The sequence below is a fragment of the Micromonospora nigra genome (genome assembly GCF_900091585.1).
In the GTDB taxonomy this organism is placed as follows: Bacteria; Actinomycetota; Actinomycetes; order Mycobacteriales; family Micromonosporaceae; genus Micromonospora; species Micromonospora nigra.
Map to the genome: position 1 here is coordinate 5,174,683 of NZ_FMHT01000003.1, position 24,949 is coordinate 5,199,631.

23 protein-coding genes and 1 pseudogene are annotated in these 24,949 nt (G+C 73.3%); 12 read left to right on the forward strand and 12 right to left on the reverse strand.

What is annotated here, in order from left to right:
- Positions 1 to 421: 421 nt before the first annotated feature.
- The 4 genes and pseudogenes from GA0070616_RS22740 to GA0070616_RS22755 all read right to left on the reverse strand — a co-directional run bounded on the left by GA0070616_RS22740 (position 422) and on the right by GA0070616_RS22755 (position 4,172).
- Positions 422 to 2,089 carry a recombinase family protein gene (locus tag GA0070616_RS22740; protein WP_091086923.1) on the reverse strand — a complete coding sequence of 556 codons (1,668 nt, stop codon included), beginning with the start codon at positions 2,087 to 2,089 and terminating at the stop codon, positions 422 to 424.
- Between the two features lie 40 nt (positions 2,090 to 2,129).
- Positions 2,130 to 2,300 (reverse strand): annotated as a pseudogene (locus GA0070616_RS28960) (antibiotic biosynthesis monooxygenase family protein); the annotation flags it as partial.
- Positions 2,301 to 2,414: 114 nt separating this feature from the next.
- Positions 2,415 to 3,212 (reverse strand): exodeoxyribonuclease III, encoded by a 798-nt coding sequence (locus GA0070616_RS22750; protein ID WP_091086927.1) that lies wholly within the window; start codon positions 3,210 to 3,212, stop codon positions 2,415 to 2,417.
- 39 nt (positions 3,213 to 3,251) lie between these two features.
- Positions 3,252 to 4,172: a proteasome assembly chaperone family protein gene (locus GA0070616_RS22755; RefSeq protein ID WP_091086931.1), complete on the reverse strand. Its 921-nt coding sequence runs from the start codon at positions 4,170 to 4,172 to the stop codon at positions 3,252 to 3,254.
- A 341-nt stretch (positions 4,173 to 4,513) separates the two neighbouring features.
- On the opposite strand from GA0070616_RS22755, the gene GA0070616_RS22760 reads away from it, so the two are divergent.
- The 3 genes from GA0070616_RS22760 (at position 4,514) to GA0070616_RS22765 (ending at position 6,342) form a co-directional block, all read left to right on the forward strand.
- The gene (locus GA0070616_RS22760) at positions 4,514 to 5,311 is read left to right on the forward strand and encodes a peptidase M23 (RefSeq protein ID WP_425413008.1); all 798 of its coding nucleotides are present in this window, start codon (positions 4,514 to 4,516) and stop codon (positions 5,309 to 5,311) included.
- Positions 5,312 to 5,414: 103 nt separating this feature from the next.
- Complete coding sequence (locus GA0070616_RS28350) at positions 5,415 to 5,558, forward strand: hypothetical protein (protein ID WP_175440184.1); 144 nt, start codon at positions 5,415 to 5,417, stop codon at positions 5,556 to 5,558.
- 34 nt (positions 5,559 to 5,592) lie between these two features.
- Entirely contained in the window at positions 5,593 to 6,342 is a 750-nt protein-coding gene (locus GA0070616_RS22765; RefSeq protein WP_091086936.1) for an EcsC family protein, read from the forward strand.
- Positions 6,343 to 6,362: 20 nt separating this feature from the next.
- Here the strand turns inward: GA0070616_RS22765 and GA0070616_RS22770 are convergent, their stop codons facing one another.
- Both GA0070616_RS22770 and GA0070616_RS22775 read right to left on the reverse strand, forming a co-directional pair.
- Positions 6,363 to 7,205, reverse strand: a complete 843-nt coding sequence (locus GA0070616_RS22770) for a GDSL-type esterase/lipase family protein (RefSeq protein WP_091086939.1) — start codon at positions 7,203 to 7,205, stop codon at positions 6,363 to 6,365.
- A gap of 112 nt (positions 7,206 to 7,317) precedes the next feature.
- Positions 7,318 to 7,956: an antibiotic biosynthesis monooxygenase gene (locus GA0070616_RS22775; protein ID WP_091086944.1), complete on the reverse strand. Its 639-nt coding sequence runs from the start codon at positions 7,954 to 7,956 to the stop codon at positions 7,318 to 7,320.
- Positions 7,957 to 8,123: 167 nt separating this feature from the next.
- Here GA0070616_RS22775 and GA0070616_RS22780 point away from each other — a divergent pair, with 167 nt between their 5' ends.
- The 3 genes from GA0070616_RS22780 to GA0070616_RS22790 are packed head-to-tail and all read left to right on the forward strand — an operon-like array spanning position 8,124 to position 10,839.
- Positions 8,124 to 8,387, forward strand: coding sequence for a DUF6343 family protein (locus tag GA0070616_RS22780; RefSeq protein ID WP_091086948.1), 264 nt, complete (start codon positions 8,124 to 8,126; stop codon positions 8,385 to 8,387).
- Between the two features lie 16 nt (positions 8,388 to 8,403).
- Positions 8,404 to 9,816, forward strand: coding sequence for an NADP-dependent succinic semialdehyde dehydrogenase (locus GA0070616_RS22785; protein WP_091086952.1), 1,413 nt, complete (start codon positions 8,404 to 8,406; stop codon positions 9,814 to 9,816).
- A gap of 57 nt (positions 9,817 to 9,873) precedes the next feature.
- Positions 9,874 to 10,839, forward strand: coding sequence for a TIGR03885 family FMN-dependent LLM class oxidoreductase (locus GA0070616_RS22790; RefSeq protein ID WP_091086957.1), 966 nt, complete (start codon positions 9,874 to 9,876; stop codon positions 10,837 to 10,839).
- A 224-nt stretch (positions 10,840 to 11,063) separates the two neighbouring features.
- Here the strand turns inward: GA0070616_RS22790 and GA0070616_RS22795 are convergent, their stop codons facing one another.
- On the reverse strand, positions 11,064 to 13,670 hold the full coding sequence (locus GA0070616_RS22795; RefSeq protein ID WP_091086961.1) for a glycoside hydrolase family 9 protein: 2,607 nt from the start codon (positions 13,668 to 13,670) through the stop codon (positions 11,064 to 11,066).
- 220 nt (positions 13,671 to 13,890) lie between these two features.
- Here GA0070616_RS22795 and GA0070616_RS22800 point away from each other — a divergent pair, with 220 nt between their 5' ends.
- Positions 13,891 to 14,619: a PP2C family protein-serine/threonine phosphatase gene (locus GA0070616_RS22800; protein WP_091086965.1), complete on the forward strand. Its 729-nt coding sequence runs from the start codon at positions 13,891 to 13,893 to the stop codon at positions 14,617 to 14,619.
- A gap of 3 nt (positions 14,620 to 14,622) precedes the next feature.
- On the opposite strand, the gene hrpB is transcribed toward GA0070616_RS22800, so the two are convergent.
- Genes hrpB through GA0070616_RS22815 form a run of 3 tightly spaced genes read right to left on the reverse strand, consistent with a single transcriptional unit; the run spans position 14,623 to position 18,283 of the window.
- Positions 14,623 to 17,148 (reverse strand): ATP-dependent helicase HrpB, encoded by a 2,526-nt coding sequence (gene hrpB / locus GA0070616_RS22805; RefSeq protein ID WP_091086969.1) that lies wholly within the window; start codon positions 17,146 to 17,148, stop codon positions 14,623 to 14,625.
- A 51-nt stretch (positions 17,149 to 17,199) separates the two neighbouring features.
- Positions 17,200 to 17,400 (reverse strand): DUF397 domain-containing protein, encoded by a 201-nt coding sequence (locus GA0070616_RS22810; RefSeq protein WP_091086972.1) that lies wholly within the window; start codon positions 17,398 to 17,400, stop codon positions 17,200 to 17,202.
- Between the two features lie 40 nt (positions 17,401 to 17,440).
- Positions 17,441 to 18,283, reverse strand: a complete 843-nt coding sequence (locus GA0070616_RS22815; RefSeq protein WP_091086978.1) for a helix-turn-helix domain-containing protein — start codon at positions 18,281 to 18,283, stop codon at positions 17,441 to 17,443.
- A 140-nt stretch (positions 18,284 to 18,423) separates the two neighbouring features.
- On the opposite strand from GA0070616_RS22815, the gene GA0070616_RS22820 reads away from it, so the two are divergent.
- From GA0070616_RS22820 to GA0070616_RS22830, 3 genes are read left to right on the forward strand one after another with little or no spacing between them, the layout of a single operon-like run.
- Positions 18,424 to 19,047, forward strand: a complete 624-nt coding sequence (locus GA0070616_RS22820) for a GOLPH3/VPS74 family protein (RefSeq protein WP_091086982.1) — start codon at positions 18,424 to 18,426, stop codon at positions 19,045 to 19,047.
- A gap of 43 nt (positions 19,048 to 19,090) precedes the next feature.
- A complete protein-coding gene (locus tag GA0070616_RS22825) occupies positions 19,091 to 20,632 on the forward strand; it encodes an APC family permease (protein WP_091086986.1) in 1,542 nt (513 codons plus the stop codon).
- Positions 20,629 to 21,222 carry a GNAT family N-acetyltransferase gene (locus GA0070616_RS22830; protein WP_091086990.1) on the forward strand — a complete coding sequence of 198 codons (594 nt, stop codon included), beginning with the start codon at positions 20,629 to 20,631 and terminating at the stop codon, positions 21,220 to 21,222. Before GA0070616_RS22825 ends, GA0070616_RS22830 begins: the two co-directional genes overlap by 4 nt.
- Positions 21,223 to 21,360: 138 nt before the next feature.
- Here the strand turns inward: GA0070616_RS22830 and GA0070616_RS22835 are convergent, their stop codons facing one another.
- Positions 21,361 to 22,185 (reverse strand): SigB/SigF/SigG family RNA polymerase sigma factor, encoded by an 825-nt coding sequence (locus GA0070616_RS22835; RefSeq protein ID WP_091086994.1) that lies wholly within the window; start codon positions 22,183 to 22,185, stop codon positions 21,361 to 21,363.
- Between the two features lie 406 nt (positions 22,186 to 22,591).
- On the opposite strand from GA0070616_RS22835, the gene GA0070616_RS28965 reads away from it, so the two are divergent.
- Both GA0070616_RS28965 and GA0070616_RS28970 read left to right on the forward strand, forming a co-directional pair.
- Entirely contained in the window at positions 22,592 to 22,990 is a 399-nt protein-coding gene (locus tag GA0070616_RS28965; RefSeq protein ID WP_245712861.1) for an acetoacetate decarboxylase family protein, read from the forward strand.
- Positions 22,972 to 23,352 carry a hypothetical protein gene (locus GA0070616_RS28970; protein WP_245712862.1) on the forward strand — a complete coding sequence of 127 codons (381 nt, stop codon included), beginning with the start codon at positions 22,972 to 22,974 and terminating at the stop codon, positions 23,350 to 23,352. The genes GA0070616_RS28965 and GA0070616_RS28970 overlap by 19 nt, the downstream gene beginning before the upstream one ends.
- Here GA0070616_RS28970 and GA0070616_RS22845 read toward each other — a convergent pair.
- A complete protein-coding gene (locus tag GA0070616_RS22845; RefSeq protein WP_091086999.1) occupies positions 23,281 to 24,870 on the reverse strand; it encodes a phospholipase D family protein in 1,590 nt (529 codons plus the stop codon). The genes GA0070616_RS28970 and GA0070616_RS22845 overlap by 72 nt on opposite strands.
- Positions 24,871 to 24,949: the final 79 nt, after the last annotated feature.

A 24,949-nucleotide genomic window follows, 5' to 3' on the forward strand; every position in this document is an offset into this window, starting at 1 on the left:
CGGGGCCCGTACCGAGGAGGTCGTCTGCGGTGTCGGTCACGTCCTCGACGACACGGCCTAGGAGACCGCCGTCCGCGGGGGTCGGGGTCGGCGCGAGGGCCAGGGTTAGGGCCAGGGCTGCGGTGCGCATTTCGTGCCTCCCTTGCGGGGGTGTTTAACGTGGCCGTTACCCCGGGAGCGGCAGGGTTATTCGGGAGTGACGAAGTGACCCCAGTTGCTACACTCGCTTATTTCCGTTCTAGGAAGAAGAAGAAGCACAGTAGTAGTAAATAGGGGAGTGTAGCAACTGGGAGCACTCCGTCACTCCCGCGTCGCTCTTGCGCACCGCGCGTCACCCCGGCGTCACGCCCCGTGAACCCAGACGCCCCCGGGATCGGAACCGGGGGCGCTGTCGGGCGGTGCGGAGGCCGAGTTTACACGGTCAGCCGTCGGCGTCGACCCCCGCCCAGGTGAGCGAGACCCGCGTGTCGACCGGCGCGCGGTGCCCCCGGGCCGGGGCCTTCCGCACCTCGACCCGGGCGACGAAGAGCGCCACGAACGCCCGCCGCTCGGGGAGCGCCGTCCGGTCCCACCACGACCCGGGCCCGATCGGGTCTTCCCCAGGCTCGGCAAGCCACTGCTCAATGGGCAGGGTTGGCGACGCTGCGGCGTCGAGGGCGTCGAGCTGCGCCGTCAGGGCCTCGATACGGCCGTTCAGGGCCGCCGCCGAGGTGCGGAATCGGGCCTGCCCGATGGTGCCCGCGTACGCGCCCGCCGCCCGGTCGTCGTACAACTCGTCGAGCGCCCGCCGGGCCTCGTCCAGCTCGCCCGACATGGTCCCGCGCGCCGCGACCGCCGCCGGGTCTGCGCTGGCGACGCCGAACCGGCGGGTTGCCTCGGCGATTACGTCGAGGGTGTCCGGGTCGTCCTCGGCGGTGGCGATCAGCGCGAAGATGCGCCGTGCCACGTAGTCGTCCAACGCACGTTGTGAGATCGTGCACCCGCCCGCGTGCTGCCCGGGGAGCTTCAGCCCGTGAACGCGAGAGCAGACGTAGACGGAATAGTAAGCAAGCTTTTCGTTTCGGTGGGATCGCATCGGCGACCCACACTCGCACGCCAGCGCGCCCAGCCCCGAGAGCAGAGACGGGGCGGGGGCGGCCGGGGTGGGCCGGCGGCCGAGGCGTGCCTGAACCTCGAACCACTGCACAGGGGCGACGATCGCGGGATGCGCGGTGACCGGGATGCCGTCGGCGTCGCGCGTGATCCGGTAGTGGTCAATGCGTTTGCTCGGACTGCCGTCCGGGCGCGGGACGTAGACGATCTCGGCCCCATAACCGGCGACCCGGGGGTCACGAAGGATCCGGTCGACCGTGCGGGGCCTCCACACGCTGTTGGCGTGCATCTTGCCGACGGTCGCGCCGCGAGTCGGTACCTGGTCGTTGTTCAACTCGGCGACGAGGCGGTTAATGTTGGCGGGGTCGTCGGGGTCGAGCATCCGGGCGAACATGCGCCGGACGACCTCGGCCTCTGCGGGGTGCGGGTCAAGTAGCTGTACGGCGATCGGCCTGCCGTCGGCGGCGGCCCGGACCTCGGGCCGCAGCGCGAAGCCGTACGGGGGCTTCCCGCTGACGTACCCGCCCAGCTCGCGCGCAAGTGCCTTCGCGCCGCGCACGTGAACGCTCTTGGTTTTCGACTCGCCGTGTGCCTGGTCAAGGCGCATGATCATGTGGATAAGGTCCATGATGTCGCCGCGCCGGAACTCCCCCTCGGTCACGCTGACGATGGTCACGCCACGGTTGAGGAGGTCGGTCACGACCGGGATCGCGTCGAGCGGGTCGAGGCGGGAAAGCCGCGAAATGTAGTAGACGATGATCAGGTTGATCCGCCCGGCGTGGCAATCAGCAATCAGGCGGTCGAAGTCGGGTCGCTCAACCCCGCTAAACGCGCTGATCCCTAGGTCTTCATACCAACCTACCCACGTCGCGCCCATCTGGTCGGACCGTGCCCGTGCGGCCTCGTGCTGGGAGGCGGTAGACACTTCGCTGCGGTTCGCGCGGGCTTTGGACTGCCGGCCGTACCCACCCGCCCGGTACTGGTGAAAGGGGGACATGCCTAGGACTATAGCCACGCGGGCGGGAGCTTTCGGTCTCCCAGCGGGTGTAGACGAAGTACTGGTTCTTTCCGGCGACCGGGCGGAGCAGTTCGAAGCCGAGGAAGCCGGGAGAGTTCTCCACCCCGCCGGCCCGGGCCGCGAAACGTCTCTCCAGCTCCTCGCCGGCACCGGGCGGGACGTCGATCGCGTTGATCTTCACGACTGCCATGTCTTCACCCTAACCGACCGGCGGCCACAAAGAGGCTAGCCTCCTATGACGGTTTGCGGGTGATGATGCTCCACACCGAGGGTGACGCCTACGACGAGGGGGCCTCGGCGCGGGTCAGAACGACTCGACCACGGGGACCAGATCGGCGTCGACCACGATCGGGGCATGGTCACTTGGGCCCTTGCCCTTGCGTGCCTCACGGTCGACGTACGCGGACCGCACCGTCCGGGCGAACCGGGCCGAGGCGTACACCAGGTCGATGCGCATGCCCTTGTTCTGGTGGAACATGCCGGCCCGGTAGTCCCAGTAGGTGTAGGGGTGCGGGCCCTTCATCGGGGTCGGCACCACGTCGGTGAGGCCGAGATCGCGCAGTGCCGCCAGGGCCGTCCGCTCGGCCGGGGTGACGTGGGTGGAGTGCGTGAACAGCGCCGGGTCCCACACGTCGGCGTCGGTCGGGGCGACGTTGAAGTCGCCGCACACGGCCAGCGGCAGCCCGCCGGCCAACTCCGTGTCGAGGGCGTCGCGGAGCGCGGCCAGCCAGGCCAGCTTGTAGGCGTAGTGCGGGTCGGCGGGAGCGCGGCCGTTGGGCACGTACACCGACCAGACCCGTAACCCGTCGCAGGTCGCGGAGATCGCCCGGGCCTCCGGTTCGGGGAAGCCCGGCTCGCCGGGAAAGCCGACCGCCACGTCGGCGAGGCCGACCCGCGACAGGACGGCCACGCCGTTCCACCGGCCGTCGCTGTGGCTGGCCACCGTGTAGCCCAGCTCGCCCACCTCGGCCACGGGAAAGGCGCCGTCGGGGCACTTGGTCTCCTGGAGGCACACCACGTCGGGGCCGGTGCCCGCCAGCCAGTCGAGCAGACGGGGCAGGCGGGCCTTCACCGAGTTCACGTTCCAGGTCGCCAGGCGCATACCCTAAGCCTGCCGCATCGCCGCCCGCCCGCGCCCGGTTCAGCTCCCCGGGGTGTCGCCCGGACGGGGCTGCTCGGCCAGGAACCGTTCCAGTTCCGCGCCCAGCTCGTCGGCCGTCGGCAGCGGTCCGGTTTCGGTGGCCAGCAGGTTCTTCTCGCCCCGGCCGCGCGCGAAGGCGTCGTACTGCTCCTCCAGGGCCTGCACCAGCGAGACGGCCTCGTCGGTCTGCGCGACCTGCCGGTCGATCTCCACCCGGACCACCTCGGCGGCCGAGCGCAGCCCGTCCCGGGGAAGCAGCAGCCCGGTGCTGCGCGACACGGAGGCGAGCAGCACCTCGGCGGCGGCCGGGTACTCGGTCTGGGCGACGTAGTGCGGCACGTGCGCGGCGAAGCCGAGCGCGTCGCGGCCCTGTTCGCCCAGGCGGTACTCGAGCAGGTGGCCGACGCTGCCGGGCACCTGCACCCGTTGCAGCCAGGGCTCGTAACCGGCGATGAGCTCCCGCCGGGTGGCGTGGGCGGTGACGCCGGTGGGCCGGGTGTGCGGCACGGCCATCGGGATCGAGTTGAGCCCGACGGTGAGTCGGACGTCCAGGCGCCGGGACAGCCCGGCCACGGCGGCCACGAACCGCTCCCACTGCAGGTCCGGCTCGGGGCCGGTGAGCAGCAGGAAGGGGGTCTCGTCGTCGTCGCGGAGCAGGTGCAGCTCGAGTTCGGGCGCGTCGTAGCTCTCCCAGTGGTCCTCGACGAAGGTCATCACCGGCCGGCGGGAGCGGTAGTCGAAGAGCTGGTCGATGTCGAAGCGGGCGACCGGCGTCGCGTCCAGCGAGGTGAGCAGTTGCTCGCGGGCCAGCCGACTGGCGTTGCCGGCGTCGACGAAGCCGGTGAGGGCCTGGACGAGGACCGGCTGACCGAGGTCGGGCAGATCGTCGGTGAGTTGGTAGAGCTCGTGTGGGTCGAGCACCGGTGCGGACCTCCCTGGTCGTGCGTACGGGCACCGTGTTGCGGACGGCGGCCCCGGTTCGGGGAACGTATCCGCCATCCTGGTGCATTCCTGCGGACGCCCGTCGGAGGGCCGCCGAATGATCCACGTCCGAAAGGATGACCAGCGTACCCGCCGAACGGGCGATCGGTGGAGTGTCCTGTCCTGGGCTGCCCCCGACCCGGCCGTCACCGGGGCGAGGTCCGCTGGTTACGCGAGGTTCGCCCCGGACGCTCCCGCCGTCGACCGACTCGTCCGTCAGTGGGTGAGCAGGACCACGAGATCACCAGGGGTGGTCGGGGTTTCCGCCTGCCTAGCCTCGGCTGATGCCCGACGATCGCATCCCCGACGACCGGATCCCCCACGACGACCCCGCTGGCCGTTCGGACGACCTCGACTCCTCCGGCCAGCAGGTCGCCTCGCGGGCCGCGTTCCGGGCCAGGGCGCTGCTCGCCGCCGGCGTGGCGTGCTGCCTCGGCCTGACCGTGCTCGCCCAGACCCGACCCCGGGTCGCCGACCCCGCGCCGCCCGCCCCGGCTGCCGCCGCTGACGCCTCCGGGCGGGTCGAACCGGAGGTGGCCTCCCGGGCCAGGGCCCGCGCCTCCGCGAGCCCGGCCCGCTCCGCCACCGACGAGGACCCCGACACCGTCACCGCCCGGCCGGAACCCACCCGCCCGGCCCCGGTGGCCGGCCTGACCCGGGCGCAGATGGACAACGCCGAGGCGATCGTGCGGGCCGGTCGCGAGATGGGTGTCCCGCGCCGGGCCCTGGTGATCGCGGTGGCCACCGCGATGCAGGAGAGCACGCTCTACAACGTGGCCAGCGGCGTGCTGCCCGAGTCCCAGCGGCACCCGCACCAGGGCGTCGGCTGGGACCACGACTCGGTGGGGCTGTTCCAGCAGCGGTCCAGCAGCGGTTGGGGGCCGGTCGGCCGGCTGATGGATCCCGAGTTCGCCACCCGTCAGTTCCTCACCGCGCTGCTCAGGGTGCCGGGGTGGCAGCGGATGCGGCTCACCGACGCCGCCCAGGCCGTGCAGGTCTCGGCGTACCCGGGGCACTACGCCCGGCACGAGGGGCTGGCCACCGAGGTCGTCGACGCCCTCCTCCCGTCGGTTGGGTAGTCTCCCGGCGACCACAGTGGACGGTTGCGGGGTGGGCGTTCCGGGTACAGGCGTTGCCACGCCGAGGTACACATGGATGAGGCACCACCGACAGGAGGACGTCATGTCACTGATGCACAAGCTCACCACCTTCCTCCGCTCGCCCAAGGGTCAGCAGTTGGTCGACCGGGGGCGGCGCGAGTTGGCCAAGCCGGCGAACCAGCAGAAACTGCGCGGCCTGAAGGCCAAGCTGTCGAAGCGGCGCTGACCCCCGCTCCTCCGGCGACCTCCCAGGAGTTTCCGTGACCGATCCCGCGCCCGTCGACGGCCAGCCCGTCACCCCCGCCCCCCGGCCCCCCGGCGTGCCCCCGGGCGCGACCGGGGAGGCCACCGAGGCCCCGCCGGCCACCCTGTGGGACCGGATGCGGGAGGACCCGCAGTACGCCCCGGAGCACCTCGCGCTGGAGGCGGTGCGCCGGCTCGGGCCGGAGGCCGCCCGGTGGGCCGGGCAGGCCCGCGCCGAGCAGCCGGGGGTCACCCCCGACGACCTCGCCGACCAGGCGGTACGCCGGTTCGTCAACCGGGCCCGGCTCTCCGGTGCCGTCTCGGGTGCCGCCGGACTGCCCGGGGCGGTGATAGACGTGGGCGTGCTCGCCTGGACCCAGGCGCGGATGGTCCTGCACGTCGCCGCCGCGTACGGGGTCGACCCGGTGCACGCCGACCGCGCCGCCGACCTGCTGGTCCTGCAGAAGGTGCACAAGGTGGCGGCGAGCGCGCGGCTCGCGCTGGGCGTGGCCGCCGGCCGGGAACGCGCCGGTGCGCTGTTCGGCGGCAGCGGGCAGACCCCCATCGGCCGGGTCATGCTCCGCCTGGGCATCCGGCTGGCCCAGATGGCCGGGGTGCGGGCGGCCAAACGGATGTTCGCCAAGGTCGTGCCGGGAGCCGCGATCGTCCTCGGCACCTGGGCCAACTCCTCGGCGACCAAGGATCTCGCCCGGCGCTCCCGCGAGCTGTACCGCCAGCACGGAGTCCCGCAGCAGCGCCAGCCCTGACCCTCGGCGGGGTGGGCGGGTCAGTCGGCCCGCCGCCACGCCCGCCAGGTCACCTCGGCGAGCCGGGACTGGCCGGCCGCGTTGGGGTGGAACCAGTCCAGCCGATTGACGAGGTCGAGGGTGAAGCGGACCCGGTGCACCGCTCCGCCGTCGTACCGGCAGCGGGAGCCGTACGCCCGGCAGGCGGCGGCGAGCTGCCGGTTGTAGGCGTCCACCCGGTCGCGGAAGGCCGCCCGGCGGGCCCGGTCGGCCGGCGCGTCGGAGGTGGGCTCGGCGAGCAGGGCGGGACAGATCCCGCGTCGCCAGGCCCGCGCCGCCCGGGAGTCGGTGTGCCCGACCTCCCACAGCCGGTACAGGTCGGGGATGCTCACCACCAGCACCCGTGCCTTCGGGCGGCCCTCCCGCAGCACCCGCAGGCCCCGGTCGACGTCAGCGCGGAACTTCGCCACCGGGGTCATCGCGTCGATGCCGCCCCGGCAGGCGTCGTTGGCACCCACCAGCACCGTCACGTGGTCGACGCGGTCGCGTACCGCCGCCTCGGCCTGGTCCGCCAACGCCGCGGCGCGGGCTCCCGGCCGGGCGTGGGTGTGCGCCTCGCCGCGCAACGCCGGATCCCGGTCGAGCAGCCGTTGGTAGATGCTGTTCACCCGCAGGCCGTTCCCGGTCGACCAGGAGTTGCGCTCGCACGAGTTGAGGAACAGGCACGAGCCGAAGCCGGTGCTGATGGAGTCGCCGAGGGCGGCGAGGCCGCCGGAGGCGGGTTTCCCGCCGGTCGGTCGTGGCGCGGGCTCCCCGCCGCCCTCGCACGCCAGGGCGACGAGGGCGAGCAGACAGATCGCGGCGGTGGTCCAGCGTCGAGGCATGACGTCCCCAGTCAGGCGAGCGCAGAGCGAGGGCGCGATGACTCTACGCGCGGAGTGCGCGAGAGGCGATCCCTGCTGTCGGACATGCGGCAGACGACTGCCGCCGAACCGCTCAGCGTGGTAGGCGCCAGGGTGCCCGCTGCCCGTGCAGCCACCACTGGAGGGCGCGGGTGAGCCGGGGCAGCACGAGGTAGGTCATCAACGGGGTCAGCGTGAGCGTCATGGCCAGCACCCGTGCGGCGGTCGGCAGATCCGGCAGGAACCGGCCGGTCAGCAGTGTCGCGGTGAGGCTCAGCGGGAAGAAGGCCAACCAGATCGTCACCGCCTGCTTCCAGCGCGGCGGTGACGGCGGCGGCCCGGCCGGGGTGGCGTCGATCGCCACGACCGCCGCACCGTCGGCACCCCGCCCGGCGGTACCGGTATCGGGGCGCGGCGGGTCGAACCAGCCCTCCACCCCGGTTCGCCGCTCGACCCGGGTGTGTTCGACGATGCCCTGGGCCGACGTCAGCCACCAGCGCCGCTGCGGCGACTCCTCCCATCGGCTCAGCGTCTCGTCGTCGGCGAAGCGGTAGAGCATGTGCCACTCGCCCGACCCGGGGGCGCTGCGCACCCAGCCGGCGCCGAGGAACCCCGGGAACGCCTCGGCCAGCGCGGTTCCGGCCCGCATCCAGGCCACCATCTCGTCGGTGCGGGCGGGGTCGGTGCGCCGGGCGACGGCGACGGTCACCGGTGCGGTACTGGTCAGGCTCATGCCCCCATGGTCCCCGTTCGGGTCCCGACGGGCAGGTCCGCGACGGGCCGGTGTTGCCCACGCCACGACGACGGTTCCGTCACAGTGCCGCTGACCCGGCCGGTGTCGTCGCCGCGGGTTGGTCGTCGCCGAGGGTTAGTCGTCGCCGCCGGGGGTAGGTCGGGGCAATGATGAGATCGCAGCCCCGGCGTGCCCGTGGCACGGTCGGCCACGCCTACAGCGCGCTGAACCTCCGGCTCGTGCTCGCCAGCTTCGGTCTGGTGACCATGGTCCTGTTCGCCGTCCTCGCCTTCCGCGCCGACCTGGCGTGGCTGGGGGCGCTGTGCGTGGTCTTCGCGGTCGTCGCCGTGGTCGATCTGGTCGTCATCCAGCGGCGCCGCGCCGCCCGCCGCCGGGAGGAGCCGGGCACGCGGCACTCACTCTTCGAGTGACAGGAGTGGTCAGCCCATGCCCATCGCCACCACCGACCCCGCCACCGGCCGGGTCCTCAAGACGTACGAGGCGATGTCGGCCGAGCAGGTCGACCGCGCGATCGAGCGCGCCGACCTGGCGTACCGGCAGTTGCGGGGGACCACGATCGTCCAGCGCGGGCGGTGGCTGCGGACGGCTGCCGACCTGATGGAGGCCGAACGCGACGAGATCGCCCGGATCGTGACCACCGAGATGGGCAAGACGTACACCGCCGCGAAGGCCGAGGTGACCAAGTGCGCCGCCGCCTGCCGCTTCTACGCGACGAAGGCGGCCGAGTTCCTCGCCGACGAACCAGCCGACGCGGCGGCCGTCGGGGCCACCCGGGCGTACGTGCGTTACCAGCCCATCGGCCCCGTCCTGGCGGTGATGCCGTGGAACTTCCCGCTGTGGCAGGTGCTGCGCTTCGCCGCCCCGGCCCTGATGGCCGGCAACACGGGCCTGCTCAAGCACGCCTCCAACGTGCCGCAGACCGCGCTGCTGTTGGCGGACCTGTTCCGCCGGGCCGGGTTTCCCGAGGGCGCCTTCACCACCCTGCTGGTCGGCTCCGACGCCGTCGACCGGATCCTCAGCGACCGCCGGGTACGCGCCGCCACGCTGACCGGCAGCGAGGGCGCGGGTCGGTCCATCGGTCAGATCGCCGGCCGGGAGCTGAAGAAGACGGTCCTGGAGTTGGGCGGCAGCGACCCGTTCGTGGTGATGCCGTCGGCCGACCTGGACCGCGCCGCCGAGGTCGCCACCACCGCCCGCTGCCAGAACAACGGGCAGTCCTGCATCGCCGCCAAGCGGTTCATCGTGCACGCCGACGTGTTCGACGCCTTCGCCGAGCGGTTCGCCGCGAACATGGCGGCGCTGCGCGTCGGCGACCCGATGGACGAGAGCACCGACATGGGCCCCCTGGCCAGCGAGAGCGGACGCGACGAGGTGCACGCCCAGGTGCGCGACGCCGTCGACCACGGCGCCACGGTGCTCTGCGGCGGCGAGTTGCCCGACGTGGCGGGCTGGTTCTACCCGCCGACGGTGGTCACCGACCTGACGCCGCGGATGCGGATGTGGGACGAGGAGGTGTTCGGGCCGGTCGCCGGCCTGTACCGGGTCTCGTCCTACGCGGAGGCGGTCGAGGTGGCCAACGGCACCGCCTTCGGCCTGGGGGCCAACGCCTGGACCCGCGACCCCGACGAGCAGGAGCGGTTCGCCACCGACCTGGACGCCGGCAACGTGTTCGTCAACGGGATGACCACCTCCCACCCGGAGCTGCCGTTCGGCGGGGTGAAGAACTCCGGGTACGGCCGGGAGCTGTCCGCGCTCGGCATGCGCGAGTTCTGCAACACCAAGACGGTCTGGGTGGGCGAGGGCGCGGCCTCCGCCGGGGCGGGCGCGCACGCCGAGTGAGCCGGGCCGGCCGGGCACCCGCTTACCCACCACGCCGAGTGGGTAGGGACACGGGGCATGACGGCGATCGGTTTCCACGCTTCCCACGAGCAGATCCACCCCCGCGAGCTGCTGGACGCGGTGGTCCACGCCGAGCGGGTCGGCTTCGACGCCGCCATGTGCTCGGACCACTTCTCCCCGTGGAGCGCACGCCAGGGGCAGTCCGGCTTCGCCTGGTCCTGGCTCGGTGCCGCTCTCGAGGCCACCGGCCTGACCTTCGGCGTGGTCAACGCGCCCGGTCAGCGCTACCATCCGGCGATCATCGCCCAGGCCATCGGCACCCTCGGGGCGATGTACCCGGGCCGGTTCTGGGCGGCGCTCGGCACCGGTGAGGCGAGCAACGAGCACATCACCGGCGACGCCTGGCCGCGCAAGGACGTCCGCAACGCGCGGCTGCGGGAGTGCGTGGACGTGATCCGGGCGCTGCTGGCCGGCGAGGAGGTCAGCCACGACGGCCTGGTGCGGGTGGACCAGGCGAAACTGTGGACCCGACCCGAGCAGCCGCCCGCCCTGGTCGGCGCGGCGGTCAGCGTGGCCACCGCCCGATGGTGCGCGGAGTGGGCCGACGGGTTGATCACCGTCAACGCGCCCGTCGCGCACCTGCGTCAGATGATCGACGCCTACCGGGGCGCGGGGGGCCGCGGCCCGCTGCACCTGCAGGTGCACGTGAGCTGGGCGCCCGAGCAGGCCGAGGCCGAGGCCATCGCGTACGACCAGTGGCGCAGCAACGTCTTCGCCCCGCCGGTCTGCTGGGACCTCGACAGCGTCGCGCACTTCGACGTCGTCTCCGCGGACGTGTCGATGGAGAAGGTCGCCGAGGTGGTCAACGTCTCCGCCGACCTGGGCCGGCACGTCGGCTGGCTACAGGAGTACGTCGAGTTGGGCTTCGACGAGATCGCGGTGCACCACGTCGGGCAGCAGCAGCGGGCGTTCCTGGACGCATTCGGCGACCAGGTGCTGCCGAAGCTGCGCACCGCCGGCTGAGCGGCCCACGCCGGTCGCCACCCGGCGACCGACCACCCGGTGCCGGCGGGCGGGCGAGCGGCGGGCGGGCGACCGGCCGGCGGTGGCCATCCCGCGTGCGGCAGGGCGGCCAACCCGCGTGCGGCAGGGCGGCCGGCCCGCCGGGTCGGGTCCCGAGCCGGATCTCGGGAGGGCCACCCGAGCGCCCGGGTGGGTGGGGCCGCCGGCCGGCGGCCCCACCGCACTCAGTAGCTGGTGCAGGCCCCCCCGTTGAGGGTGACCAGACCCGGATCCGGGTTCGGTCCGCCGTCGCTGACCCCGTTGAAGCCGAAGGTCACCGTGGCGCCCGGGGCGATCCGCTTGTTGTGCGGCTCGTTCGTCGCGGTCACCGTGGCCCCGGTCTGGGTCACGTCGGCCAGCCAGGACTGGCTCACCTTCTGGTCGCCGACGAAGGCGAACCGCAGCGCCCAGCCGTCGACCGCCGCCGTGCCGGTGTTGCGGACGGTCACCTGCGTCGTGAACCCGCCCGACCAGCTGCCGTGGGTGGTGTAGCGCACCGCGCAGGTCGGCGCGGGCACCGCCGCGGCGTCAGCCTGGTCGGCCAGGAAGGACGCGAGCCAGGTCAGCGCCGAGTTCCAGTTGATCGCCACCTCGTTCGTCGAGTACGAGGCGATGTCGTCGACGAAGCAGAACATCGGCTTGCAGCCGGCCAGCAGCTGCTGCACGAACGGGTCCTGCAGGGCGGCGTTGGGGCCACCGGCGATCGAGCCGGCGGGCGGGTTCGGCAGCTCCGGGTCGTACTGGTTGCCGAAGATGCGGCTGTGCTGGTTCTTCGCCGCGTGCTCACCCCACCCGGTCACGTACGAGATGTTGAGGGCGTTGCGGCCGAGGATGTAGTCCATCGTCTGCACCGCCCCGTCCCGGTACTTCGCGTCCCGGGTCAGGTCGAAGGCGGTGGCCAGCACGACCGCGTTGTTGATGACGTTGCCGTTGCCGCCCCAGAAGTAGCTGCCCGGGTCGCCCGGCAGCGGCAGCCCGTACGCCTGCCGGTCGATCTCGGCGAGGTACGCGTCGGCGGCATCGGTGACCGACTCCCGGATCCGGGTCAGCTCGGCGGCCGGCAGCCCGTTGGGCACGGTCGCCAGGTCGAGCCGGCCCAGCGCCGCGACACCCTGCCAGCCGAAGCCGCGCGGGTCGAACACGTCGCCGGTGTGGTGCGCCGAGGCCCGCAGGTCGGTCAGGTACGCCTGCTCGCCGGTGCTCAGCCACAGCTCGACGGCCGCCCAGTAGAACTCGTCGGTGACGTTGCTGTCGTCGTACGCGCCGCCGCCGTTGCCGTCGGTGGGGCTGGCGTACCGCTGCGGGTTGGCCTTGGCCGCCGCGTACGCCCGCTCGGCCGAGGTGGCGCAGCGCTGCGCGAACGCCGCGTCGTAGGGGGCGAACAGGCGGGCGCACTGCGCGGCGGTGGCCGCCAGGTTCAGGGTGGCGGCGGTCGACGGCGGGTGCAGTTCGCGCAGCTCCGGGTCGTCCTCCGGCTGCAACGGCAGCCCCGTCCAGTTCTGGTCGTGGATCTTGTGGTGGGCCATCCCGGCGAGCGGCTCGCCGGCCGGCACCTGCATGCGCATGAGGAACTCCAGCTCCCAGCGCGCCTCGTCGAGGATGTCGGGCACCCCGTTGCCCCGCTCGGGCACCCGCAGGCTGCCGTCGCCCAGGGCCGCCCCGCCGTCGGCGGTGGCGGCGGTCTTGGTCCGCTCGAAGGTGTTCAGCAGCTGGTAGGTGGCGATGCCGCCGTTGACGACGTACTTGCCGTGGTCGCCGGCGTCGTACCAGCCGCCGCGCACGTCGAGGGAGTAGTCGCAGACGCCGGGCTGGCACGGCACGTCGGTGTCGCCCCGGTTGGGCGCGACGCCGAGGTGCCCGGCCGGCCGGGCGTACTCCTCGCCGACCAGGTCGCCGTCGATGGCGATGCCGCTGCGCTGGATGTAGAAGAACTGCAGGGCGTCCGAGCGGAGCTGGTCGTAGACGGTGCCGGAGACGTCGAACGGGTGGCTGGTCTCACCGTCGACGGTGAGCGTCAGCCCGCTGCCCGGCGTGTCGTACGACGAGAAGTCGACCGTGTGCACGTTCTGCCCGGACGCCTCGTCGACGCCCCGCGGGGTGCTGGTGCCGTTGGCCAGCACGGCCCCGGCGGCCGAGCGCAGCTGCCAGGGCAGGGCCTCGGTGGCGTCGGTGACGACGGTGGCGTTCTTCGGCCCGCCGGGCAGGTACCCGACCTGGTTGACGCGCACCCGGGGCCCGGTGTCCGGCACGTAGGGCTCCGGCGGTTCGCCGCCGCGCAGCGAGACGTTGTCCAGGCAGATGCTCTGCTCGTCGGCGTTGCCGCCGATCTGGAAGATCATCTGGGCGGCCGAGTTGTCGTCGGAGGCGACGAAGGTCTTCTCGACGCGCTGGGTGGTTCCGGTGGCCGTGGTGTCGACGGTGACGTACGCCGTGTAGGGGGCGGCACCCAGTTGCAGCACGGCCCGGACCGCGCCGCCGGGAGCGGCGGAGACGTCGAAGCCGAGGGTGTACTCGGCACCGGCGATCAGCGGCACGCCGTCCTGGCCGACGCCGGCGTCCCACGGGTTGGCCAGCCCACCGGCGACGGTGGTGCACAGCTGGCCGTCGGTCACCCCCAGCGGGCCGGTGCCGAAGGAGAACCAGGGGGCCACGCCGGCGCTGAAGTCGCCGTTGGTGATCTGTTCGGGGGCGCCGGGGGGCGGGTCGGCGTGGGCGACGCCGGCGCTCACGCCGGTCAGTGCCACGGTGGTCGCTGCGGCGAGCACCGCGAGGCGACGTCGGGATGGCGTCACGGGGGGTTCCTTCCGGACGGGCGGACGGGACGGCACGTGCGGTGGTGGCGAACCTGGGAGCGCTCCCAGGTATCGGGCATGTTTCCAGGGGTGTCGTCCCCTGTCAATCGACCTGTCCCGATGGTGGCGCGGGCCCGTCGTCAGTGAGTTTCGCCGCGCCACGCCCGTCGTCCTGATCTCCTAGAGACAATCCCACCCACTTCCTGGCAGGCTGCCTCCCATGACCCTGAAGCTGCGTTCGATCGGGACGAGCGACCGCGGGTTGATCCGCAGCGGGAACCAGGACGCCCTGCACGCCGGCACCTGGCTCGTCGCCGTCGCCGACGGCATGGGCGGCATGGCCGCGGGCGACCTGGCCAGCGCCATCGCCATCGACGCGGTGGCCCCCCTCGACGCCGAGACGCCCGAAGACGCCCTGGTGGCCGCCCTGCAGAGGGGCATCCAGGTCGCCACCACCCGGATCCGGCAGGCGGTCACCGAGGACCCCCAGCGCCAGGGCATGGGCACCACCCTGACCGCCCTGCTCTTCGCGCGTACCGGCAGCTGCCTGGCGCTGGCCCACATCGGTGACTCCCGGGCCTACCTGTTCCGGGAGGGGGTGCTCAAGCAGATCACCCGCGACGACACGTTCGTGCAGATGTTGGTCGACCAGGGCATGATCACGCCGGAGGAGGCCAGCAGCCACCCCCGGCGGGCCGTGGTCACCCAGGCGTTGCAGGGCGACGAGGTCTCCCCGACGTACGCCACGATGGTGCCCTGGGCGGGCGACCGCTGGTTGCTGTGCAGCGACGGCCTGTCCAACGTGGTGGGCCCGGAGACCCTCGCCGAGGTGCTCGCGCAGCACCCGGACCGGGCCGAGTGCGCCCGCCGGCTGATCGACCTGGCGCTGCGTGCCGGTGGCCCGGACAACGTCACCGTGATCATCGCCGACGTGCTGGACGAGGACTGAGCCCTACCGGCGGCGTACCGTGGTGTGCCGGGTCGGCACGGCCGTGCCCGGGTCCTGCGGCCACGGATGGCGCGGATAGCGTCCCCGCAGCTCGGAGCGCACCTGCGGATAGCCCGTCCGCCAGAACGAGGCCAGGTCGGCCGTGACCGCCACCGGCCGACCGGCGGGGGACAGCAGGTGCAGCAGCACCGGCACCCGGCCGCCGGCGATCCGGGGCGCGTCCGCCCAGCCGAACGTCTCCTGGAGCTTGACGGCGAGCACCGGGGCGGCCGGGTCGGCGTAGTCCACCCGGACCCGGGAACCGCTCGGCACGGTGATCCGCTCCGGGGCCAGTTCGTCCAACCGCCCCGCGAGGGGCCACGGCAGCAGCCGACGCAGTGCGGCGACGACGTCCACCCGGGCCAGGTCGGCGCGGCGGCGGGCGGAGGTCAACTCCGGGCCCAGCCAGTGCGGTGCGGCGGCGAGCAGCGCCTCGTCGGACACGTCCGGCCAGTCGTCGCCGAGTGCCTGCCGGCAGAACGCCAGCCGCTGCCGCAGCGCCCGGCCGGCCGGGGTCCAACCGAGCAGGTCCAGGCCGCAGCGGCGCAGCCCGTCCAGCAGCGCAGCGGTCAGCTCCGCCGGGTCGGGCCGGGTCAGCGGACGCTCCACCAGCTCGATCGCGCCCAGCCGGCACACCTCGCGGGCCACCACGTCGGTGCCCGACCAGCCCACCTCCCGCTCGGTGCGCAGCAGCGGCCCGCCCGCCTCCCGGGCGGTCGCCTCGTTCACGGCGGCCGCCAGCCGGATCCGGGCGGACGGCGTGCCGGGGGAGCGGTCGGCCACCGCGACGGCCAACCAGTCGACCCCCGCCAGCGGCGACGCCGGTGCCAGTTGCGCCGCGGTCCCGCCGCTCATCAGGTACGCGGACCCGCCGGGTCGCCGCACCCGGGCCAGCCGTTCCGGGTACGCCAGACCGACCAGCAGCCCGGCGGCGAGATCGTCGGGCAGGTGGTCGCGGCGGGGTTCCCCGGCCCGGGGGGCGGCCTCGGGCAGGGCGGCGCGCAACCGGCGCACCTCGGCCCGCCAGCGGCCGGTGGCCGCCGGGTCGGCGCCGGCGCGCAGCCGCCGCCATGCGGCGACCAGGTCGTCACCCGGACCGGCCACGGTCTGCTCGGCCAGCAGCGCGACCACCTCGGCGGCCCGGTCGGCGCCCACCCGTGGCGCACCGTCGAGCAGGGCGCGGGCCAGCCGGGGGTGCGCCCCGGCAGCGCCGATCGCACGGCCCCGCGCGGTGATCCGCCCGGCGGCATCCAGCGCGCCGAGGGTGGTCAGGGTGTCCCGGGCCACCGTCAGGGCCGCCGCGGGCGGCGGGTCGGGCAGGGCGAGCCCGGCGCCGTCCGGCGACCCCCAGGCGGCCAGGTCCAGCGCCAGGCCGGTCAGGTCGGCGGTCGTGATCTCCGGCTCCGGCTGCGCGGACAGCCGTTCGTGGGCCGCCACCGACCAGCAGCGGTAGACCCGCCCGGGGGCCTCCCGGCCGGCCCGGCCGGCCCGCTGGGTGGCCGCCGCACGGGACACCGGCACGGTGACCAGGGCGCCGAGCCCTCGGGCCAGGTCGAGGCGGGCCACCCGGGACAGCCCGGCGTCGACCACCGTGCGCACCCCCGGCACGGTCAGGCTGGTCTCCGCCACGGCGGTGGCCAGCACCACCCGGCGACCCTCGGCCGGGCGCAGCGCGGCGTCCTGCTCCGCGCCGCGCTGGCGGCCGTGCAACGGCAGGACGGCCACGCCGTCGCGCAGGTCGGCCAGCCGGCCGGCGACGGCGCCGATCTCACCCGCGCCCGGCAGGAAGACCAGCACGTCACCGTCGTGTTCGCGCAGCGCCCGCCGGACGGTCGCGGCGACGTGGTCGAGCAGGGCGCGGTCCACGGGGCCGGCTCCGGGTGGGGCCACCGGCCGGGGCGGTGGGGCCCACACCCGCTCGACCGGGTGCAGCGCGGACGGCGCCCGCACCACCGGCACGGGGTCGCCGTCGCCACCGAGCAGCGCCGCGAAGCGGTCCGCCTCCGCCGTGGCCGACATCGCCACCAGCCACAGGTCGGGACGCAGCGCGGCGCGGGCCTCCACGGTGAAGGCGAGCGCGAGATCGGCGTCGAGCTGCCGCTCGTGGCACTCGTCGAGCAGCACGGCACCGACGCCGGTCAGCTCCGGATCGTGGTGCAACCGACGGACCAGCAGCCCGGTGGTGACCAGCTCGACCCGAGTGCGGGGCCCGACCCGCCGCTCGCCGCGGACCGCGTAGCCGACCCGGTCGCCGACCCGCTCGCCGAGCAGCGCGGCGATGCGGTGTGCCGCCGCGCGGGCGGCGACCCGGCGGGGCTGGGCCACCAGCACCTTCCCCCGTACCCCGTCGGCCACCGCCAGCGGGGCGAGGGTGGTCTTGCCGGTGCCCGGCGGGGCGACCAGCACCCCCGCACCGGCCGACCGCAGGGCTGCGACCAGCGCCGGCAGGGCCGGCCGTACGGGCAGGTCCAGCGGTACGTCGGAGAGCACGGCCCAGTCTCGCACCGGGACCCCGGGGGCGTGGGCCGTGGCCCGCCCGGTCTAGTCGGGGCGTACCCCGTCGATGCCGCGGACGAAGGCGTGCCAGGCGGTCGGAGCGAAGGCCAGGGCAGGGCCCTGCCGGTCCTTGCTGTCGCGGACCGCGATCCCACCGCCGGTGCCGGCCACCTCCACGCAGTTCCCGTTGCCCACACTGCGCGTGCTGGTGCGCCACTCCGCCCGGGTCAGGTCGAGCGCGGTCATCGCGGTACCTCTCGTCTGTGCCGACGCGCCGCCGATGCGGTCACGTAAAGTAACGAGAAGCTTCCTCCAGGCGGGTCAACGACGCCACCGGATCGAGCGCCATCCGGCGCAGCTCCTCGTGCACCAGGCTATACCCGCGGACCTGGCCGGCTTCTTCGAGAGCCAGGCCTGACGTGAGGTTTTCCAGGTAGACCACCGCCGCGTCGGCCGCATCGGGGAAGGTGAGCACGACGTACGGCGCGTTCATCGCCGGGTGTCCGCCGGCGGCGAACGGAAGTACCTGCACCGTCACGTTCGGTAGTTGCGCGACGGTGTGCAGGTGGGCTGCCTGCTCGGCCATCACGGCCCGGCCACCCACCGGCCGCAGCAGCGCCGCCTCGTTGAGCACCACCGACAACTCCACCGGATCGTCGCGGCGCAGCACCTCCTGCCGGCGCAGCCGCGCGGCGACCTTGCGGTCCAGGCCCTCCTCGCCGGCCGTCAGCCGGTAGACCGCCCGGGCGTACGCCTCGGTCTGCAACAGCCCCGGCACGGCCTCGGCCTCGTACGTGCGCAGGGTCGCCGCCTCGGCCTCCAGCCCCACGTAGAACTCGAACCACTCCGGCAGCACGTCGCTGTAGTGCTGCCACCAGCCGCGCTGCTGCGCACCACGGGCGATCTCGATGAGCGCCTCGGCGTCCGGGCCGGTGACCTGGTAGAGCGCCAACGCGGCCCGGACGTCGCGCGGCTTGATGCCGATCTGTGCGTTTTCGATACGGGACAGGTTGCTTTTGGACATGTCCAATTGGCGGGCGGCGATGTCGAGGGTCATTCCGGCGCGCTCGCGCAACTGGCGTAGTTCCCGGGCGATGCGGCGTCGGCGGACGGTGGGGCTCGCGGTCACCCTCCGAGTCTGTCACGGCAAGATCCGCAGGTCGCATCAGCACGGAGTGCAACCATCGAAAACGGGAGTTGCGTTGCAGTTGCGCTCGGTGCATCCTTTCCCGGTTGCGATCATTGGGACAACCGGTCTGGGGAGGACGTTTGCTCATCGCCGACGAGTTCTTCCTGATCGCGCACAACGACAGCCGAGGCAAGGCCAAGCTCCACCCGACCGCGGCGGGGCTGGGCCTGGCGGGCGGGCTGCTCGGCGAGCTTGTCCTGTACGGGCACGTCACGGTGATCGACGGGACGGTCACCGTGGTCGACCGACGTCCCCCGGCCGACGCGCTGGCGCACACCGTCCTCGACCAGCTCGTCGGGGAGGCCCAGCACCAGTCGGTGCGCACCTGGCTGAGCTTCCTCGGGCAGACCGCGGTGACCGCGGTCGGCGAACGGTTGGCCCGGGGCGGCGTGCTGCGCCGGCAGGAGAGCCGGCGGCTGTTGAAGACCACCGTCAGCTACGTGCCGCTCGACCTCAACGTGGTCGCCTGGCCGGCGACCCGGCTGCGCGCCGTGCTGGAGCGGCCGGATCCGCCCGGCGTCCCGGACGCCCTGCTGCTCGGTCTCGTCGCGGCGGTGGGGCTGACCCGCGAGGTGCTGTGGAGCGCGGGGCCGCGTGCCCACCACCGGCTCAACCTGCTGATCCCCGCGCTGCCCCCACCGCTGAAGGAACTGGTCGCCCACACCGAGGCCGCCGTCGGTGCCGCGGTGCTGCGCGGCATCTGAACCGGCACCCCTACCCCTTCCCCCCCTCATTCCGGAGTAGCGCATGCCCCCGACAGCGACAACCCCCCGCCCGAGCAACGTCTCCGAGGCCCTCGCGAGGGGCCGGCTGGGCGTCCCCTCGGTGATCTTCTTCGTGCTCTCGGCCGCCGCGCCGCTGACCGTGGTGGCCGGCGTGGTGACCACCGGCTACGGGGTGATCGGGGTGCTCGGCATTCCGCTGGCCTTCCTGACCGTGGCGGTCGTGCTGACCGTCTTCTCCGTGGGCTACGTGGCGATGGCCCGCCGGATGACCAACGCGGGTGCCTTCTACGCGTACGTCGCCCGGGGGCTCGGCCGGCCGGCCGGCGTCGGCGCGGCCTGGGTGGCGCTGATCGCGTACAACGCCCTTCAGGTCGGCCTGTACGGCACCATCGGCGCCGCCGCCGAACCCGTGCTGGCGCGGTTGTTCGACGTGACCGTGCAGTGGTGGGTCGTGGCCCTGGTCGCGTGGGCGCTGGTGGCGGTGCTCGGCCTGCTCCGGGTGGACATCAACGGTCTGGTGCTGGCGGCGCTGCTGTGCGCGGAGATCGTCGTCATCCTGGTCTTCGACCTCGGGCAGCTCGCCAACCCGGCCGCCGGTGAGGTGAGCTTCGCGGCGTTGTCCCCGGACAACCTCGTCGTGCCGGGCGCGGGCGCGGTGCTGGTGCTGGCCATCCTGGGCTTCGTCGGCTTCGAGGCCAGTGTGGTGTTCAGCGAGGAGAGCAAGGACCCGAAGCGTACGGTGCCGATGGCCACCTACCTGTCGGTGGCGATCATCGCGGCGATCTACGCGTTGTCGTCGTGGAGCATGACGGTGGCCGTCGGACCGGACCGGATCACCGAGGCGGCCGGTGAGCAGAGCGTCGCGCTGATCTTCAACCTGGCCGAGGCGCACCTGGGCGGCACCGTCGTCACCATCGGCCAGGCGTTGTTCCTGACCTCGGTGCTGGCCGCGATGATCTCCTTCCACAACACCACGGCCCGGTACGCGTTCGCGCTCGGCCGCGAGCGGGTGCTGCCGGCCGCGTTCGGGCGCACCTCGCCGATGACCGGCGCGCCGCGGGTGGCCTCGATGGCGCAGAGCAGCCTCGGCCTGCTGGTGATCGTGCTGTACGCGGCGAACGGCTGGGACCCGGTGCTGCAGCTGTTCTTCTGGGGCGGCACCAGTGGCGGCTTCGGCGTGCTGCTGCTGATCGCCACCACCTCGGTCGCGGTGATCGCGTACTTCGCCCGCAACGGGCAGGGGGAGAGCCTGTGGCGCCGGCTGGTCGCGCCGGCGCTGGCGGCGGTGGCCCTCACGGTGATCATCGTGCTGGCGGTGCAGAACTTCGCGAACCTGCTGGGCGTCGCGCCGGATTCGCCGCTGCGCTGGGCCATCCCGCTGGCGTATCCGGTGGCGGCGGCACTCGGCGCGCTGTGGGGGGTGATGCTGCGGCGCAACCGCCCCGACACGTACGCCCGGATCGGGCTGGGCGCGGAGAGCGTGACGGCGATGACCGCGCCGGCGGGGCCGGCGGGGCCGCGCCACGGCGAGCCGGTCCCGGTCGGCGCGGAGGCGCGACGGTGAGCGGGCCACCGGTCGAGCGGCTCGGGTCGGCGGACATCCGCCTGGTCGCCGAGCGCATCACCGAGGCGTTCCTGGTGCTCGACCAGCCCCGCTGGCTGGTGCCGGACGAGGCGAGCCGCCCGACGGTGATGGCCGCGCACTTCGAGATCATGGTCGACCACGCCGTGCGGCACGGCCTGGTGTACGCGACTACCGACCGGGCGGGGGTGGCCGTCTGGTTCCCCTCGGTCGGTGATCCCGCACCACCGCCGCCGGACTACGACGCGCGACTTTCGGCGGCGTGCGGGCAGTGGACCGAGCGTTTCGTGCACCTCGACAAGCTGTTCGCCGACCACCACCCGCACGACGACCACCACCACCTGGCGTTCCTCGCGGTGGATCCGGCGCGGCAGGGGCAGGGGTTGGGGACGGCCCTGCTGCGGCACCATCACGCGGTGTTGGACGCCCAGGGGATGCCCGCCTACCTGGAGGCGAGCTGCCCGCGCAGCCGCGACCTCTACGCCCGGCACGGGTACCGGGTGGACGAACCGTTCCGGCTGCCCGACGGCACCCCGTTCTGGCCGATGTGGCGGGAGCCGTCCGCCGGTTGAGTCGCCGGGCGGCCGGGCCCAGGGGTGTGTTCGGCCGCCCGGTCGTCGGCCGGTGGACGCCGGCCGGCATGACACGGCGGCGGGGCCGGGTCGATGACCCGGCCCCGCCGCCGTACCCCCCGGCTGTCCCCCCTGCCGTCAGTACGTGCCGTCGAGCTGCCCCCGCAGCTTGGTCAGCGCCCGGGCCAGCAGCCGTGAGACGTGCATCTGCGAGACGCCGATCTGCTCGGCGATCTGCGACTGGGTCAGGTTGCCGTAGAAGCGCAGGGTCAGGATCTTCTGCTCCCGCTCGTCGAGTGTGGCCAGGGCGGGGCCCAGCGCGACCCGCAGCTCGGCCAGCTCGAACTCGGAGTCCTCGCCGCCGAGCATGTCGCCCAGCTCGGTCGCCCGGTCGCCGTCACCGGTCGGGGTGGACAGCGACACCGCGTTGTAGGCGCGGGCACCCTCCAGCCCTTCCAGGACCTCTTCCTCGGTGAGCTTGAGGTGGGCGGCGATGTCGGCGACCGTCGGGGAACGGCCGAGGGTCTGCAGCAGGGAGCTGTTGGCGTCGGAGATCGCCAGCCGCAGCTCCTGGAGCCGGCGCGGAACGCGGATGTCCCAGGTACGGTCGCGGAAGTGTCGCTTCAGCTCGCCGATGATGGTGGGGATCGCGTAGCCGGCGAAGTCGACGCCGCGGGACGGGTCGAACTTGTCGATGGCCTTGATGAGGCCCACCGCGGCGGTCTGCGCCAGGTCGTCGGTGGGCTCGCCGCGACCGCTGTAGCGGTGGGCGAGGTGGTTGGCCAGCGGCAGCCAGGCCTCGATGGCGCGGTCGCGCAGAGCGGCGCGCGACGGATGGTTGGCCGGCAGGGCGGCCATCGCGTTCAGCAGGTCGGCGGCGCTGTCGGTGAGGGCCCGCGGGTCGAGCTTCGCGGGGGCGGCCTCGGTGGTGCTGGCCTGCTCGCTGATCGTTGGCGCGGTCATGGGTAGTCCTCCCTGCACCTCGTCCGCGGATAAAGACGTGACGCTTTGGTTTAGTTCCAGATGGGCCGTTCGGGAGTCACCTTAACCTGATCGGCTCGTGGAAATCTAGCCGAAAGTACGATGTACTTAAGCAACCTTTCCTCATGTGTGTAGCAAATCGGACGTATCGCGGTCTGTTGGTGACCCGGATCACCCCCTCGACACCCGCTCTGGCGGCGTCGGCGGGCGGGCGTCCGGGTTGCCCGGCGGCGCGGGCGGCCGTGCGGGTTGGCTCGGCGCGGCTGTCCGGGTGGCGGGGCGTCCCCGCCCGACCCCGAAGACCGACCCGGACTGTCGCCTTTCCGTCGTTGTCCACTCCACGGGACCGCCCGTAGCGTCGCGGGTACGTCACCCGTTCGGAGGCACCGTGCTCGATCCCGCCGTACCCCAGCTCGTGGTGGACTGCCGCACGCTGTACTTCAGCTGGATACCGGCCGACCCCGACGCGGTCGCGGCGCTGGTGCCCGACGGGCTGCGTGCCCACCCCGACCGCCAGGTCTTCATGAACCAGTACGTCGTCGACGACGCCAGCCAGACCTCCGGGTTCGGCGCCTACTCGCTGACCTACCTCGGGGTGACGCTCACCGGGCTGGAAGCCCCCGACGGGGTGACCCCCGCCGGCTGGTGGACCCACTACGTCACCTCCAGCGACCGGGTCCGCGACTACGCCGGGGCCCGGGGTGCCCCCGTCCTGCCCGGCCGCACCACCTTCGTCACCCGCGGGACAGCATCGAGACCGAGACCGAGATGCACGGCGTCCCGGTGATCCGCGCCCGGGTGCGGGCCGGCGACACCGGGCACACCATCCACGCCGGCCACCACCGCTACGTCACCGCCGTGTCGGGGCGACTGGTCAGCAGCGTCTACCCGGTGGTCGCCGAGCCGGTCACCCGCTTCGAGATCGAATCGGTGGAGTTCCTGGAGCCCGAGCATCCGATCTTCGCGCTGCGCCCGGAGAACCCGCTGACCATCGCGTGGGGCTACTACTCACCCCGGGCGTCGTTCGCGTACCCCGGCGGCTTGACCGTGCTGGGGGAGCGGGAGATGGTCCTGCGCTCACCAGGTGCCGGCACGCCGGGCCCGCAGCGGGCGGCCGTCGGGGTCGTAGACCAGCCGGTAGGCCGGTAGCGCCCAGGCCCGCGTCCACCACGGCAGCCGCCGTGCCCGATGGGGCCGCAGCCGGCCGGGCGGACGGGGCCCGACCCGGCCGCCGTCGTACCACCGCTGGAGCGCCTCCGCCGAGGCGGTGATCGTCGCGACGGCGTCGGCGGGGTCGATCAGGTCGGCGTCGTCGCCGTCGGCCTGGTCCCGGTCGAGGTGCTCGCGCCACAGTCGCAGCCGCAGCTCCCGGGCGAAGCGGCGGGCCCCGTCGCCCCGCCCGGCCGGGTCCACGGGGCTCCGGTCGTCGCGGGTGTCGTCCAGCACCGCACAGGACAGCTCACTGTCGTGCGTCCAGGAGCGGCGGTTGAAGTTGTCGCTGCCGACGCTCGCCCACACGTCGTCGACGACGCAGACCTTCGCGTGCACGTAGACCGGGGTGCCCTCGTGGTTCTCCACGTCGAACACGTGCACCCGGTTCGGCGCGGCCTTCTCGCACAACGCCAGCGCCTGTTCCCGGCCGACCGTGTTGGGAGGCAGCGCCAGCCGGCCGTCCACGTCCGGGTGGCGTGGCACCACCGCCACCAGATGCAGATCCGGATTGTCGTGCAGGGCCCGCGCGAACAGGTCGGCGACCTCCGTCGACCAGAGGTACTGGTCCTCCAGGTAGACCAGCCGCCGGGCCCGCTGGACCGCCTTGGTGTACCCGCGCGCCACGGTCCGTTCGCCCCGGGGGGCGAAGGAGTACCGCGGGCGCACGGCCGGATAGGTGCGCAGCGCCTGCACGTGGTGCGGGCCGCACGGCGACGGGTCGGCCGGCTGCGGGGGCAACCGGCTCGGTCGGAGGTCCGCGCCGCGCAGCCGGTCCCGCAGGTACGCGAGCGGGTTCTCCGAATCCAGTGGCATCGGGTCGGTCCACCGTTCGCGGAACACCGTGTCGAGCGCCCCGACCACCGGCCCGCGCACCGCCAGCTGCACGTCGTGCCAGGGCGGCCGGTCACCGTAGTGGTGGGACATGACCACGGCCTGCGGGTCGCCCCGGTGGGAGTCGTCGTCGCGCCGGCTGTGGCACAGGTCGATGCCGCCCACGAAGGCGACATCCCGCTGTGGCGAGTCCGGGTGGCGCAGCACGACCAGCTTCTGGTGGTGCGAGCCGCCGCGGCGTACCCGCTGGTCCAGCAGCACCTCGCCGCCGGCGGCGTTGACGGTCTCGCTCAGGTTGCGGTTCTCCTGGTGGCTGTAGGAGAGCACGTCCAGGTGGGAGCGCCAGATCAGTCCCTTGACCACCACCCCGCGCTGCGCGGCCCGGGAGAACAACTGCGCCACCGTCGGGCCGTCCGGGCGCAGCCGCTCGTCGGGGTCGCCCCGCCAGTCGAGGAAGAACAGGTGGTCACCGGCCTTCATCGCCTCGACCTCGCGCACCAGCCGGTCGAAGTAGGCCGCTCCGTGAATCAGCGGCTCGGCGAGGTTTCCGCTGGTCCAGACGGGTAAGTCAGAGGCCGGGTTGGCGCGTTCCGGCGCGGTGAGAAACCAGTCCCGCATCGTCAACGTCCATCCCTCCCGAGGTCCCGACGCCTCGCGACACGACCCCGATCGCGGGCCCGCACGCCGGTGACCGCACCGGGGG